Genomic DNA, 12,808 nt, shown 5'->3' on the forward strand with positions numbered 1-12,808 from the left:
TCCGTGACGACGCCGTATTCCGTTCCGACGACCGCTTTGTTCGACGAGGCCGAGCGCTCCCGCGTGATCTCGGCCTACGATGTCGCCGGTGCGCGTGCAAAAGGCCAGCTTGACGACATCGTGTCGTTCGCGGCCGAATTGTGCGGCGCACCGGTCGCGTTGCTGAGTCTCGTCGAGGAGGAATATCAGCGGTTCCTCTCGCGCAGCGGCACCGATCTCGAGCAGACGCCGCGCAGCATGTCGTTCTGTGCGCACGCAATGCACCATCACGACGTGATGGAGGTGCCCGACGCGCGCACCGACCCGCGTTTTACAGACAACGCGCTGGTGACCGGCGCGCCGTATGTCCGCTTCTATGCCGGTGCGCCTCTCGTTTCGAGCGAAGGCGTTCCGCTCGGGGCGCTGTGCGTGCTGGCACCCGACGCGCGCGAGGGGCTGACACGGTTCCAGCGCGAGGGGCTGACCCTGCTCGCCAAGGCGGCGATGGGGCGGCTCGACGATCGCCGCACCGCGCGCGAGCAATCCGTTGCCGAGGCCGAGGCGCGACGCACACTCGAAGCAAGCGACCTGAAGTTCCGCACGCTGGCCGACACCATGCCGCAGATGGTGTGGTCGACGCTGCCCGACGGCTTCCACGACTATTTCAATGCGCGCTGGTACGAGTTTACCGGCACCCCCGTGGGTACGACCGATGGCGAGGGCTGGAACGACATGTTCCATCCCGAAGACCAGGACCGCGCCTGGGCTGTCTGGCGCCAGTCGCTCGACACCGGCGAACCGTACAACATCGAATACCGGCTGCGGCATTGCGACGGCACCTATCGCTGGGTGCTCGGCCGCGCGCTCCCGGTCCGCGACGAGAGTGGTGCGATCTTGCGCTGGTTTGGCACCTGCACCGACATCCACGAACAGAAGCTCGCCTATGAAGAGCGCGAGGTCATCAGCCAGGAGCTGAGTCACCGGATCAAGAACATCTTTGCGGTGATCGCCGGGCTGATCGCATTCGCCGCGCGCGGGAAGCCCGAATTCGCGGGGATCGCGACCGACCTGCGTCACCGCATCACCGCGCTCGGCCGCGCGCACGACTTCGTCAGGCCACACAGCGCGAACTCGCGTCCCGTCGCGGCGCAGAATAGCCTGCACGGGCTGTTGCACGAGCTGTTCGAACCCTATCAGCGGGTGGATGCCATGCGCGTGATAGTGGCGGGCGATGACGTCACGATCGATGATCGCTCGGCCACGCCGCTCGCGCTACTGTTTCACGAGCTGGCGACGAACGCGACAAAATATGGCGGGCTTTCGACCGAGCTCGGCACCGTGCGGATCACGGCCGCAGCAGGCGAGGATACGGTCACGCTGACATGGTGCGAAGAAGGTGGACCACGCGTGGGGAAACCGACGACGCCGGCAGGTTTCGGTACGCAGCTGATCGAAATGAGCGCGGTGCGGCAACTCGGCGGCACGATCGAACGTAAATGGGACGAGTCAGGGCTGACCATGGTGCTCGCCGTCCCGCGAGCTGCCTTCAGCCGCTAGACGAGGCGAATGACGTCGTCATGGACGACGGGATGGTCTTCACAAGCGAGCGCAGCCGCCGCAAGGATCGCCGCATCGCTGAACGGCTTGCGGATATAGCCGAGGCATTCGACGTTGCCGATCTGAGACGGATTGGCAGTGACGAAGACGACCTTCACACCGTAATCATCGGCCATCCGCTTGGCGATTTCCGGCCCGGTCGGTCCATCGCGCAGGTTGATGTCGACGAACGCGAAGCTGCACCCTGGCGCCGCCGCGATCGCGCTCTCGCGATCGGCCGCAATCCCCGCGACGTCGTAACCGGCGTCGATCAGGATCCTCTCTAGGTCGAGGGCAACGAAAATCTCGTCTTCGACAATGAGGGCGGTGTTGGTCATCGGCCAAGTAACCAGTCGCTGCCCGAGGAGTTCCGCGTAAATCTAAGTTTCGATCAGCGTTGATCGAGATTGCGTTACATCTGCAGCGGCACCGTCGTCACCGCCGCAGCAGGAAGACGGCGTGTTCGGCGAGCAGATTGGCCGCGCCCGCGCCGGTGCGCTTCTCGCCCGACAGGAACCACGCGTCCTCGACGGTGATCCCGCGCGTCTTTACGAAGCTGCGGAAGTCGTCGATCGTGACGTGGTGGATATTGGGCGTGTCGTACCAGCTTTCAGGCAATTGCCGAGTCACCGGCATCCGCCCCCCCCACAGCAGCGACAGCCGCACGCGCCAGTGCGCGAAATTGGGGAAGCTGACGAACGCGCGCCGGCCGATCCGCAACAGGTGATCGAGCACCAGATCGGGCGCGCGCGCGGTCTGCAGCGTCTGGCTGAGGATCGCATAGTCGAAGCTCGCATCGGGATAGCCTGCCAGATCGATGTCTGCATCGCCCTGGATCACCGACAGCCCGCGCGCGACCGCGGAGGCCACGTTGCGCGCATCGATCTCCAGCCCGCGCGCATCGACGCCGCGCGTGTCGCGCAGCGCCGCCATCAGCGCGCCGTCGCCACAGCCGATGTCGAGCACGCGGCTACCTTGCGCGACGTTCTCGGCGATGACGGCGAGGTCGGTGCGTAACGTCATGGTGCGGTCCGTAACTGTTCGGCAAGCCCGGGGGCGAGGCGCTCCATATAGCGGTCCGCGCGGACCAACGGGTGGAAGCCGAGCCCCGCATAGACGCCGTGCGCGTCGGCGGTGACGAGCCCGATCCGCCGCAGCCCGGCAAATGACGGATGATCGAGGAACCAGCCGACCATCCGCCGCCCCAGCCCCTGCCCGCGCACCGACTCCTCGACCCAGACATCCGCCAGCCACGCAAACGTCGCATGATCGGTAATCATCCGCGCGAATCCGACCTGCGTATCGTCCTGATACGCACCGAGACAGTGCGATCCCGCGATCGCCCGTTCGACGAGCGCACGCTCGATCCCCGGCGACCAGTAGCTGCTCGCCAGCCAGCTATGGATGCGCTCGACCTGCAACTTGCTCGCATCGTCCGAAAGCATGATCGTCATCGCCCCGCCCTCAGGAATCCGTCGACGACCCGGTTGAGATCGGGTGCCTCGAGCAGGAATGCATCGTGGCCGTACGGGCTCGACAGCTCGACGAAGCTGACCGGCGCGCCGGCGGCGTTCAGGGCCTGGACGATCGCGCGCGACTCCGCCGTCGGATACAGCCAGTCGGTGTCGAAGCTGACGAGGCAGAACCGCGATTTGGTCGCGCGGAAGGCGTTGGCGAGCAGCCCGCCATGCTCCTCGGCGAGATCGAAATAATCCATCGCGCGCGTGATGTAGAGGTACGAGTTCGCATCGAACCGGTCGGTGAAGGCGAGCCCCTGGTGGCGCAGATAGCTCTCGACTTGGAAGTCGGCGTCGAACCCGAACGACTTGGCGTCGCGCGCCTGGAGGCGGCGGCCGAATTTCTCGGTCAGCCCGGCTTCGGACAGATAGGTGATGTGCGCCGCCATCCGCGCGACCGCGAGCCCCGCGGTGGGCGCCGAATCGTCGTGATAGTCACCGCCGCGCCAATCGGGATCGGCCATCACCGCCTGCCGCCCGACCTCGTGGAAGGCGATGTTCTGCGCGGTGTGGCGCGCGGTCGAAGCGATCACGACGCACGCCTTGACGCGCTCGGGGAAGGTGGCGGGCCAGCTCAAAGCCTGCATACCGCCCATCGATCCGCCGACGACCGCGTGGAGCACGCCGACGCCGAGATGATCGAGCAACATCGCCTGCGCGCGGACCATGTCGCGGATCGTGATGACCGGAAACGCCATTGCCCAGGGCCGCCCGGTCGCCGGGTTGATCGTCGCGGGGCCGGACGAGCCCATGCAGCTGCCGAGCACGTTGGCGCAAACGACGAAGTGGCGCGCCGGGTCGATCGGCTTGCCCTCCCCCACCATCCGCGTCCACCAGCCCGGCTTGCCGGTGCGCGGGTGGTTCGACGCGACGTGCTGGTCCCCGGTCAGCGCGTGGCAGATCAGGATCGCGTTCGAGGCGTCGGCGTTCAGCGTGCCATAGGTCTCGTACGCGATATCGACCGGCGACAGCAGCACGCCGCCATCGAGCCTGAGCGGCCCCGGCAAGGTGACTCGTCGCGCGAGGCCGAAGCGGCGGTCGGTCACGGGGTCGATGGTCGCAGGATCGAGCATGCCGCGCGCTACCATAAGCAGCCGCCGTCACACCAGCGCGCCGTCCACCGCCTAATCCTCCCCCGCCAGGGGGAGGATCGTCCCCCCCCCCCGTCATCCTGACGGAAGTCAGGACCCAGGGTTACAGGCGCCGACATTCGTGGCTCTGGGTCCTGACTTTCGTCAGGATGACGGGAGAGAAGAAGGGAAGCTCGACGCCGACCTTTCGCCACCGGGACACACAAGCATTTGCCACCGCGGCACCGCGCCCGCTATGCCCCGCGGCCATGACAAACATCACGCCCGCCCCCTCGCCCAAGCCCTGGATCCTGGGGATCGCGCCGTACACGCCCGGTCGCTCGACGACCGACGATGGCCGCAAGGTGATCAAGCTGTCGTCGAACGAAAATCCGCTCGGCACCAGCCCCGCCGCAAAGGCCGCGTTCGATGCCGCCGACCGGACGCTCGAACGCTATCCCGATGCGGGCGCGGTCGAATTGCGCGAAGCGTTGGCCGCGCAGTACGACCTCGATCCGGCACGCGTCATCTACGGCACCGGCTCGGACGAAATCCTGCATCTGGTCGCGGGCGCCTATGCCGGCCCGGGCGACGAGATCATCCATGTCCGCTACGGTTTCGCGGTCTACGAGATCGCGACGCGCCGCGTCGGCGCCGAGCCCGTCATCGTCGACGACCGCGACTATGCCACCGACGTCGATGCGATCCTCGCCGCGGTCACCGAGCGTACGCGCGTCGTGTTCGTCGCCAACCCCAACAACCCGACCGGCACGTTCACGCCGCGCGCGGAAATCGCGCGGCTGCATGCGGGGCTGCCCAAGTCGGTGCTGCTCGTGCTCGACCAGGCCTATGCCGAATATCTGTCGCCCGAAGAGGACGATGCGGGGCTCGCGCTGGCGATGACCGAGGCGAACGTGATCGTCACGCGGACCTTCTCGAAGATTCACGGGCTGGCCGCCGAGCGGATTGGCTGGGGCTATGCCTGCGCGCCGATCATCGACGCGATGCACCGCATCCGCGCGCCGTTCAACGTGACCACCGCCGGCCAGGCCGCCGCGGTCGCCGCGCTCGCCGACACCGGCTTCGTCGACGCGACCCGCGCGCACAACGACACGTGGCGCGGCTGGTTCGTCGAGCAGATCGGCCAGATGGGCAATGCGGGGCTTCGCTGCGTACCGTCGAAGGCGAACTTCGTGCTGGTACTGTTCGAGGGCAAGCTGACCGCCGACGCCGCCTATCACGGGCTGATGGAGGCGGGCTACATCGTCCGCTGGCTGCCCGGCCAGGGGCTGCCCAACGCGCTGCGCATCACGATCGGCACCGAAGAGGAGACGCGCGGCGTCACCGCGGCGCTGCGCGATCTGGTCGAGCGGGGCTGATGCTGCCCTTCGCGCGCGTCACGATCATCGGGCTCGGGCTGATCGGCTCGTCGGTGGCGCGCGCGGTGCAGGCGACGATGCCCACGGTCCGCGTCACCGGCTACGACGCCGATGCGGGCGTGCGCGAAGCGGCGGACCGGCTGCAATTCTGCGACGACGTCGCGGATTCGGCGGGGGCCGCGGTGATCGACGCCGACCTCGTGATCCTATGCGTGCCGGTCGGCATCATGGGCGACGTCGCGCGCGAGTTCGCGGCCGAGCTCCCCGCGGATGCGATCGTCAGCGACGTCGGCAGCTGCAAGGCCGAGATCGTCCGCGCGCTGACCGACGCGCTGCCGAATGCGATCGTGATCCCGGCGCATCCGGTCGCCGGCACCGAGCGCAGCGGTCCCGAAGCCGGCTTTGCGACGCTGTTCCGCCACCGCTGGTGCATCGTCACGCCGCCCGACGGCGCGGATGCGGTCGCGGTCGAGCGCGTCGCCGAATTCTGGCGCCGGCTCGGCGCTGAGGTCGAGACGATGGCGCCCGAGCATCACGACCGCGTCCTCGCGGTGACCAGCCATCTGCCGCATCTGATCGCCTACACGATCGTCGGCACCGCGGGCGATCTCGAGGAGGTGACCCAGTCCGAGGTCATCAAATATTCCGCCGGCGGCTTTCGCGATTTCACGCGCATCGCCGCGTCGGACCCGACGATGTGGCGCGACATCTTCCTCAACAACCGCGAGGCGGTGCTCGAGATGCTCCAGCGCTTCTCGGAGGATCTAAGCCAGCTCCAGCGTGCGATCCGCTGGGGCGACGGCGATGCGCTGTTCGACCTGTTCACGCGGACCCGCGCGATCCGCCGCAGCATCGTCGAACAAGGCCAAGACGACGACGTCCAGGATTTCGGCCGCACGCACGAGTGAGATGTACCACCCCGGCGAAGGCCGGGGCCCAATTGGGTAGGCCAACGTGACGACGCGCAACGCCCGTTCGCCACGTCCCCCATTTGGGCCCCGGCCTTCGCCGGGGTGGTGGTATGTTAATCCAGCGCGTTCATCGCCGCATGGACACGCTCCTCGGCCTCCTCGCGCGGCAGGCCCGGCGGCACGACCTCGCCGAAGCGGAAGGTGATCACCCCCGGCCGCTTCAGCCCCTTTCTGGGCCACACCAGCCCGCTGTCGCACGCGATCGGCACCGTCGGCATCTTCAGCGCGCGGTACAGCCCGGCGAAGCCTGGCTTGAGCGGCGGATGCTCCCCCGGCAATACCCGCGTGCCTTCGGGGAAGATCAGGATCGACCGCCCCGTCGCCTTGGCCGCGGTCGCCTCGCGCATCATGCTGCGCATCGCCTTGGCCGACGCCTCGCGGTCGACGACGATCGCGCCATAGCGCCGCGCGGCCCAGCCCCAGGCCGGAATATCGGCCAGCTCGCGCTTCAGCACGATCGCCGGGCCGTCGAGCATCCGCTGCAACTCGAGCGTCTCGAACATCGCCTGATGCTTGCACGCATAGAATGCCGGCTCGGTGGGCCTGGTCCCCTCGATCCGGACATGCACGCCGAGGATCACCCGCGCGCACCAGCGGTGAAACCGCGTCCAAATCGTCGAATGGACGATCACCGCGCGCGACCCGAACAGCGCCGAGATCGGCACGCTCACCACGATCGGCACCGACCCTGAGTAGAAAACGAGCATGAACGCCCAGTTGCGCAGCCAAATCATCCGCCAAATCCTATCCACAACGCGATCCGGCGAAGGATCAACTTGTTATATTCGTTGACCAGCGTCCCCAGCCGCGGCGTGCCGGGCACCCCGTCGCCAAGGATCACGACCGACGTGTCGAGCGCCGCCGCCAGCTCCATCCGCGCCCGCGCGAGGTGCCAGTCCGACGTCACCAGCCGCACCGACCGATATTTGTGGACGCGCACCCATCGCGCGGTCTCCTCGGCATTCGACCGCGTATCGACCGCCTCGCGACCAAGGTCGACACAGCAATCGAACACCGCCGGCGACGTGCGATATTCAAGCGCAAGGTCGATCGGTCGCACGCCAGGCGCGACGCCGGTGACCAGCATCCGCTTCGCCTGGTGATCGCGCAACAGCGCCAGGCCACGGTCGATCCGCCCCGGCCCGCCGGTCGGCACGACGATCGCGTCGGAGGTGAAGCCGTTCAACGGCTCGGGCAGCATCAGCATGAAGACGGCAAAACCGAACGCCCAGGCAAGCCCCATGATGCCAAGCAGCCGGACGATCACAGGATATGCCTCAGCGCGCGGACGATCGTGACGCGCGCGGCGAGCGTCGCCAGCACGACAAAGGCGACCGGCAGCAGCGCGAGCGCGATCCAGTCGGTCCCGCCCAGCGTCACCCCGCCGAGCAGTTCGGAGCCGAGGCCGTGCAACCGGACGCCGATGAACGCGACCACCAGCAACGCGGCGAGCCCGCCGCCGACGCCGCCGATCGTCGCGTCGAGCGCGATCCGCCGCTGGAACAGCCGCGCGACCTGGAGATCGGTCGACCCGAGCATGTGCATCACCCCGATCGTCGCGCGGTGCGTCTCGAGCCCCGCGCGCGCGGCGAGGACGACGACCGCGGCGGTCGCGCTCGCCATCAGCATCACCAGCGCGAGCGCGAGGAAGGTGAGCGTGCGCATCACGTCGTTGACCGGCGACATCCAGCTTTCGTGGCGGTCGACGCGGATCACCGGCCCGAACCGGCGCAACGCGGCGGCGACGCGCACGGCGGCCGCATCACCCGAATCGCCGAGGTCGACGTCGATCATCGCCGGCACCGGCAATTGCGGGTCAGCGCCGTCCGCACCAAGCCAGGGTTGCAGCAACCGCGTGAGGTCCGCGCGGTCGACGGGCACGGCGCGTGCCACCCCAGGCATCGCCCGCAACGCCGCGAGCACCCGCGCGGCGGCACCGTCCCGGCGCACCGGATCGCCCTCGACGACCTGCACCGTCAACCGCCCTGCCAGTTGCCGATCGAGTAGCCGCGCCGCGCCCGCGGTCGCCAGCCCCAGCGCCGCGGCGAGCATCGTCAGGAACAGCATGATCGCCATCACCCACGTCATCGCGCGCAGCCCGCCCGCTTCGTCGAGCACGCGCCGCTCGGCCGAGGACCGTGCCCTGGTGGCGCCGCTCATGAATCGGGCCGCGTCGGTGGGTAGCGCAGCGAGCCCGTCGGATCGAGCAGCCGCCCGCGATCGAGCCGCATCATCTGTGCGCCCGGGATCCGCCCGAGCAGGTGGAAGTCGTGAGTCGCGACCACGACGGTCGTGCCGAGCTTGTTGAGCGATTCGAACAGATGCAGCAGCCGCTCGGCCATGTCGGGATCGACATTGCCGGTCGGCTCGTCCGCGACCAGGATCTCGGGCCGCGCGATCACCGCGCGCGCGATCGCGACGCGCTGCTGCTCGCCACCCGACAGCGTCGCCGGGCGCGCATCCGCGCGATCGCCGAGCCCGACCCAGGCGAGCATCTCGCGCACCGGCTGCTCGATATCCGCCTCGGGCATCCCCGCCACGCGCAACGGCAGCGCGATATTGTCCCCGGTCGACAGATGCGGGACGAGCCGGAAATCCTGGAACACCACGCCGATCCGCCGCCGAAAACCGGGCAGGCGATCGCGCGACAACACCACCGCATCCTCGCCGAACAGCCGGATGACGCCGCGGGTCGGGCGTTGCGCCAGGTACAGGAGCTTGAGCAACGAGGTCTTGCCGGCACCACTGGCGCCGGTGAGGAAATAGAACGCGCCGCTGCGCAACGTGAAGCTGACGTCCGACAGCGTCTCCGGCCCAGCGTCCGGTCCCGTGCCGTAGCGAAGCCCGACATTTTCGAATTGGACGATATTCGCCATGACGTGGTTGCGCCCGCTCTCGCCCGCTTGATGCCCGTGCCAATGCCCGTATCGGCGCTTTCGCATGAAAGCGCGCGCCGCTTCAAGCTTGCCACATATGCGGACAGCGTGCTTATTCGGCACAAGAACGGTCGCGCTCCGGCGGCCGCTGGTGAAGCGTATCCATGATCCTCCAATGTCCCGAGTGCAGCACCCGCTATCTGGTGCCCGACAGCGCGATCGGGACCGAAGGTCGGACCGTGCGCTGCGCCAATTGCCGGCACAGCTGGTTCCAGGCCGCCACGCCGGTGGTCGAGGATGCGCTCGACCTGCCCGAACCGACCCCGCTCGCGCCCGCACCGCCGCCGCTGGCGCCGCTGCCACGCGCGTCGGTGACCGAGCCTGCTGACCGATTCGTGCCGTTCGGCGCCGCTACGCCCGTGGCCGCGGCGCCGGTGGCGCGCGATCCTGCCACCCCGGCCGCCTTTGCGCCTCCGTCCTATGAAGCGCCGTCCTATGAGGCGCCGGCCTTTGCGGCACCGAGCTATGACGCGCCGACATTTTCGCCGATTTCCGACCAGATTGCGTTCCGCCCGCGCCGCAATACCACGCGGCGCTGGACGATCGTCGCGGTGCTCGCCGGGTTGCTGATGCTGATCGCGGCCTCGGCGATCGTCTATCTCGGCGCACCGGGCGTTGCGGCCAAGCTCGGCTTCGGCAGCCAGAGCGACGAAACGCCGCTCCGGCTTCGCGACAACCCGATCGAACGGCGCGAGCTGGACAATGGCTCAGAACTGTTCGCGGTGAGTGGGCAGGTCACTAATCCTTCCGACCAGCGCCAGCGAGTCCCCGACATCCGCGCCGAACTCCGCGATGCGCAGGGCAGGCTCGTATACAGCTGGACGATCACCCCGCAGCAGCGGACGCTGGCGCCGGGTGGGGCGATCGATTTCAACTCGGCCACGTTAAACGTGCCGGCGAATTCGAAGCGGCTGGAGCTGAGCTTTGCGGGCGAGGCGACGCGCTAGTCGACCGCGCTCGCCGCGGCGATGGGTGAGGGCGACGACCTTTGCAGTCGGCGGCGGACGATCCAGAACCGGGCTGCGTGGAGCAGCGCGGCGGTGACCATGCCCAGCCCCGAGGCATAGACGAGCGCCATCGGTCCGATGCCCGCATGCACCATCCACCAGCCCGCGCCGCCGGTGACGACGAAATAGGCGATGATGCTGTTCGCGCCCGCCACCACCTGATCGCCGAACGAGCGCAGCGCATAGACCAGCACCACCTGCGCGCCGTCGAACAGGATGAACGGCGCCCATAGCGGCAGCATCGCCAGCGCGACGCCGTGGGTAGCGAGATCGGCCGGAAACGCCGCGACGATAGGCCCGCGCGCGACGACCAGGACGATCCCGCACAGCCCGAGCGCGAGTATCGACAGGCCGGTGGCGATGAGCGCGCGCGCGCTCCCGGCCTTCGGATCCCCCTCGCCCACCGCGTTGCCGACGCGGACCCCGCAGGCCGAGCCGAGCCCCAACGCCAGCGCGAACGTCACGTTGTGGACCGAAAAGACGATCTGGAACGCATGCGCGACATCGTCGCCGAACCGGCTCGAAAGCGCGATCAGGATCGAGAAGCCCGCAAGCTCCAGACCTGAAGCGATTGCGGGGACGATCCCGAACACCGCAAGCGCGACGATCCCGGCGGGCACGCCGCGCCACGCCGCCAGGTCGAGCCGCCGGACGCCGCGCGCCGTCGCGCGTGGCACGCTCAGCGCGGCGGCGATCATCCCGACCGCGCCGAGACCCGAGGCGATCGCGGTCGCAGTCGCGGCACCGACCGCGCCCATCGGCGAAAAGCCAAGATGCCCGCCCGACATCGCCCAGGCGAGCAGCGCATTGAGCGGCAGGATCGAGAGGTTGACCACCGCGACCCGGCGCGGCTGGCTGACGCCCTCCAGGAAGAAGCTGGCGGCGACGATCATCAATTGCGGCGGATAGGTGAGCGCCATCACGCGCACGACTCGCCCTGCCGGCGCGACCAGCGCGGGCGCGACGCCGATCCCGGCCAGCATCCGATCCGCGAAAGCGAGCATGATGCCGCCCACCACCAGCCCCAGCAGCAGCCCGAGGACGAGGCCCTCGCGCAGCACCTGCCCGGTACGCGGCAGATCGCCGGCGCCATCGGCGCGCGCGGCATGGACGAGCACGCCCGACAGCCATGCCAGCCCGGTGACGATCGCGACGAACGTCAGCGAGCGGCTCGCGCCGAGCGCCGCCACCTCATGCGCGCCGGCCAGCCCGACCACGATCACGTCGGTGACATGCAGGATCGTCCAGTTGAGGCTGGTCAGCATCACCGGCCAGGCCAGCGCCAGCAAACGTCGCGTTTCGGCGCTGGTATCGGTCGAGAAAAGGACGTTGGGCATGGTTTGCGGTACCGGATGCGGACTTTATCGCAAAGCGCGCGCAAAGGCCGTTGCGTGAACCCGAAAGCCTTGCTAGTGGCGCTCGCCTACCAGCTGCCGGGTCCGCCCGGTTATGTTTCATGGGCGGCCATGGCGGAACTGGTAGACGCGCAACGTTGAGGTCGTTGTGGGCGAAAGCCCGTGGAAGTTCGAGTCTTCTTGGCCGCACCATTTTTCCTGACAGATAGAGCATCCCTTTCGGGGGCCACCCGTTTCGTTCCGGTCTCGGGAGGAGAACAGCCATGAGTTCGATCGACGACACGATCATCGACACGCCCGAAGGCCCGATGACGTTCGCGCAGTGGAAGAAGAAGAACCCCGTCCAGCTGCCATCGCGCCGGACCAAGGGGAAGAAGCTTCCCAACAAAGTGAAGCTGACCACCGACGAGGTATAGGTCGCGCGGTAGGGTGGCGGCCTCGTTTCGGGGCGCTGTCATCCTGACGAAAGTCAGGATCCAGAGCCGTGAAGGACGACGCCTGGAACCCTGGATCCTGACTTTCGTCAGGATGACGGAGAACACGGTCCAGCAGACCACCGACGAGACATAGACGGCACGGTAGAGTGGCGGCATCGTTCCAAACCACCGTCATCCTGGCGAAAGTCAGTATCCGGAGCCGTGAAGGACGGCGCCTGGAACCCTGGATCCTGACTTTCGTCAGGATGACGGAGAACCCGGTAAAGCTCACCACCGACGAGGTTAGGTCGCGCTGCAATCCTCCCCCTGGCGGGGGAGGATCTAGTGCCGACTTATCGCAGCCCCCGACCCATGCCGCGCGCGAATCATCCGGGCCTGGAACTTCACCCGTTGCCAGAACGTCGCATCGTCGAGCCGCCATTGCCGGATCGCCTGAGTCGCCAGCGTCTCGATCAGCGCCTCGCTGCTCGCCGCATCCTGTTTGGCGAATTCGCGGGCAAGCTCCTCGACGCACGGGCCGTGATCGGCGAAATCGCGCGGTGGCGTCATCTGTCTCTCTCC

15 protein-coding genes and 1 tRNA gene are annotated in these 12,808 nt (G+C 68.0%); 6 read left to right on the top strand and 10 right to left on the bottom strand.

Translation table 11 applies throughout. The annotated features are described in order from the left end of the window. Nucleotides 1-3 precede the first annotated feature (3 nt). Nucleotides 4-1,536: a PAS domain-containing protein gene (locus tag EV283_RS06660; RefSeq protein WP_242615816.1), complete on the top strand. Its 1,533-nt coding sequence runs from the start codon at nucleotides 4-6 to the stop codon at nucleotides 1,534-1,536. On the opposite strand, the gene EV283_RS06665 is transcribed toward EV283_RS06660, so the two are convergent. The 4 genes from EV283_RS06665 to EV283_RS06680 form a co-directional block, all read right to left on the bottom strand. Continuing rightward, nucleotides 1,533-1,913: a response regulator gene (locus EV283_RS06665; protein WP_056419138.1), complete on the bottom strand. Its 381-nt coding sequence runs from the start codon at nucleotides 1,911-1,913 to the stop codon at nucleotides 1,533-1,535. The genes EV283_RS06660 and EV283_RS06665 overlap by 4 nt on opposite strands. A gap of 97 nt (nucleotides 1,914-2,010) precedes the next feature. Continuing rightward, complete coding sequence (gene metW / locus EV283_RS06670) at nucleotides 2,011-2,598, bottom strand: methionine biosynthesis protein MetW (RefSeq protein WP_130323623.1); 588 nt, start codon at nucleotides 2,596-2,598, stop codon at nucleotides 2,011-2,013. After that, nucleotides 2,595-3,029 (bottom strand): GNAT family N-acetyltransferase, encoded by a 435-nt coding sequence (locus tag EV283_RS06675; protein ID WP_130323625.1) that lies wholly within the window; start codon nucleotides 3,027-3,029, stop codon nucleotides 2,595-2,597. Before EV283_RS06675 ends, metW begins: the two co-directional genes overlap by 4 nt. Beyond that, entirely contained in the window at nucleotides 3,026-4,165 is a 1,140-nt protein-coding gene (locus EV283_RS06680; protein WP_130323627.1) for a homoserine O-acetyltransferase, read from the bottom strand. Before EV283_RS06680 ends, EV283_RS06675 begins: the two co-directional genes overlap by 4 nt. Before the next feature lie 266 nt (nucleotides 4,166-4,431). On the opposite strand from EV283_RS06680, the gene hisC reads away from it, so the two are divergent. Then, nucleotides 4,432-5,541 (top strand): histidinol-phosphate transaminase, encoded by a 1,110-nt coding sequence (gene hisC, locus EV283_RS06685; RefSeq protein ID WP_130323629.1) that lies wholly within the window; start codon nucleotides 4,432-4,434, stop codon nucleotides 5,539-5,541. After that, nucleotides 5,541-6,449, top strand: a complete 909-nt coding sequence (locus tag EV283_RS06690; protein WP_130323631.1) for a prephenate/arogenate dehydrogenase family protein — start codon at nucleotides 5,541-5,543, stop codon at nucleotides 6,447-6,449. Before hisC ends, EV283_RS06690 begins: the two co-directional genes overlap by 1 nt. Before the next feature lie 116 nt (nucleotides 6,450-6,565). Here EV283_RS06690 and EV283_RS06695 read toward each other — a convergent pair whose 3' ends face one another. The 4 genes from EV283_RS06695 to ftsE are packed head-to-tail and all read right to left on the bottom strand — an operon-like array spanning nucleotide 6,566 to nucleotide 9,388. Beyond that, complete coding sequence (locus EV283_RS06695; RefSeq protein WP_130323633.1) at nucleotides 6,566-7,246, bottom strand: lysophospholipid acyltransferase family protein; 681 nt, start codon at nucleotides 7,244-7,246, stop codon at nucleotides 6,566-6,568. After that, complete coding sequence (locus tag EV283_RS06700; RefSeq protein WP_056419155.1) at nucleotides 7,243-7,779, bottom strand: YdcF family protein; 537 nt, start codon at nucleotides 7,777-7,779, stop codon at nucleotides 7,243-7,245. The genes EV283_RS06695 and EV283_RS06700 overlap by 4 nt, the downstream gene beginning before the upstream one ends. Then, nucleotides 7,776-8,672 carry a permease gene (locus EV283_RS06705; RefSeq protein WP_130323635.1) on the bottom strand — a complete coding sequence of 299 codons (897 nt, stop codon included), beginning with the start codon at nucleotides 8,670-8,672 and terminating at the stop codon, nucleotides 7,776-7,778. The genes EV283_RS06700 and EV283_RS06705 overlap by 4 nt, the downstream gene beginning before the upstream one ends. After that, nucleotides 8,669-9,388, bottom strand: coding sequence for a cell division ATP-binding protein FtsE (gene ftsE, locus EV283_RS06710; protein ID WP_130323637.1), 720 nt, complete (start codon nucleotides 9,386-9,388; stop codon nucleotides 8,669-8,671). Before ftsE ends, EV283_RS06705 begins: the two co-directional genes overlap by 4 nt. Before the next feature lie 164 nt (nucleotides 9,389-9,552). On the opposite strand from ftsE, the gene EV283_RS06715 reads away from it, so the two are divergent. Next, nucleotides 9,553-10,395 carry an MJ0042-type zinc finger domain-containing protein gene (locus EV283_RS06715; protein WP_130323639.1) on the top strand — a complete coding sequence of 281 codons (843 nt, stop codon included), beginning with the start codon at nucleotides 9,553-9,555 and terminating at the stop codon, nucleotides 10,393-10,395. On the opposite strand, the gene EV283_RS06720 is transcribed toward EV283_RS06715, so the two are convergent. Next, nucleotides 10,392-11,792, bottom strand: a complete 1,401-nt coding sequence (locus tag EV283_RS06720) for an MATE family efflux transporter (RefSeq protein WP_242615817.1) — start codon at nucleotides 11,790-11,792, stop codon at nucleotides 10,392-10,394. The genes EV283_RS06715 and EV283_RS06720 overlap by 4 nt on opposite strands. Nucleotides 11,793-11,915: 123 nt before the next feature. Between EV283_RS06720 and EV283_RS06725 the strand changes: the two genes are divergently transcribed. Together EV283_RS06725 and EV283_RS19085 are read left to right on the top strand one after the other, a co-directional pair. Further along, nucleotides 11,916-12,002, top strand: a tRNA-Leu gene (locus tag EV283_RS06725). 71 nt (nucleotides 12,003-12,073) lie between these two features. After that, complete coding sequence (locus EV283_RS19085) at nucleotides 12,074-12,226, top strand: hypothetical protein (protein ID WP_165391702.1); 153 nt, start codon at nucleotides 12,074-12,076, stop codon at nucleotides 12,224-12,226. A 342-nt stretch (nucleotides 12,227-12,568) separates the two neighbouring features. Here the strand turns inward: EV283_RS19085 and EV283_RS06730 are convergent, their stop codons facing one another. Then, on the bottom strand, nucleotides 12,569-12,796 hold the full coding sequence (locus EV283_RS06730) for a hypothetical protein (RefSeq protein ID WP_056419170.1): 228 nt from the start codon (nucleotides 12,794-12,796) through the stop codon (nucleotides 12,569-12,571). Nucleotides 12,797-12,808 lie beyond the last annotated feature (12 nt).

Origin of the sequence: Sphingomonas sp. BK036 (assembly GCF_004216825.1) — a bacterium.
Taxonomy (GTDB): domain Bacteria; phylum Pseudomonadota; class Alphaproteobacteria; order Sphingomonadales; family Sphingomonadaceae; genus Sphingomonas.

What these genes read in the sequence shown, in the direction of transcription:
- hisC (WP_130323629.1), top strand. Translation starts at nt 4,432, where the DNA reads ATGACAAACATCACGCCCGCCCCCTCGCCCAAGCCCTGGATCCTGGGG.
- ftsE (WP_130323637.1), bottom strand. Translation starts at nt 9,388, where the DNA reads ATGGCGAATATCGTCCAATTCGAAAATGTCGGGCTTCGCTACGGCACG.
- EV283_RS06690 (WP_130323631.1), top strand. Translation starts at nt 5,541, where the DNA reads ATGCTGCCCTTCGCGCGCGTCACGATCATCGGGCTCGGGCTGATCGGC.
- EV283_RS06730 (WP_056419170.1), bottom strand. Translation starts at nt 12,796, where the DNA reads ATGACGCCACCGCGCGATTTCGCCGATCACGGCCCGTGCGTCGAGGAG.
- EV283_RS06680 (WP_130323627.1), bottom strand. Translation starts at nt 4,165, where the DNA reads ATGCTCGATCCTGCGACCATCGACCCCGTGACCGACCGCCGCTTCGGC.
- EV283_RS06715 (WP_130323639.1), top strand. Translation starts at nt 9,553, where the DNA reads ATGATCCTCCAATGTCCCGAGTGCAGCACCCGCTATCTGGTGCCCGAC.
- EV283_RS06705 (WP_130323635.1), bottom strand. Translation starts at nt 8,672, where the DNA reads ATGAGCGGCGCCACCAGGGCACGGTCCTCGGCCGAGCGGCGCGTGCTC.
- EV283_RS06720 (WP_242615817.1), bottom strand. Translation starts at nt 11,792, where the DNA reads ATGCCCAACGTCCTTTTCTCGACCGATACCAGCGCCGAAACGCGACGT.
- EV283_RS19085 (WP_165391702.1), top strand. Translation starts at nt 12,074, where the DNA reads ATGAGTTCGATCGACGACACGATCATCGACACGCCCGAAGGCCCGATG.
- EV283_RS06675 (WP_130323625.1), bottom strand. Translation starts at nt 3,029, where the DNA reads ATGACGATCATGCTTTCGGACGATGCGAGCAAGTTGCAGGTCGAGCGC.
- metW (WP_130323623.1), bottom strand. Translation starts at nt 2,598, where the DNA reads ATGACGTTACGCACCGACCTCGCCGTCATCGCCGAGAACGTCGCGCAA.
- EV283_RS06695 (WP_130323633.1), bottom strand. Translation starts at nt 7,246, where the DNA reads ATGATTTGGCTGCGCAACTGGGCGTTCATGCTCGTTTTCTACTCAGGG.
- EV283_RS06665 (WP_056419138.1), bottom strand. Translation starts at nt 1,913, where the DNA reads ATGACCAACACCGCCCTCATTGTCGAAGACGAGATTTTCGTTGCCCTC.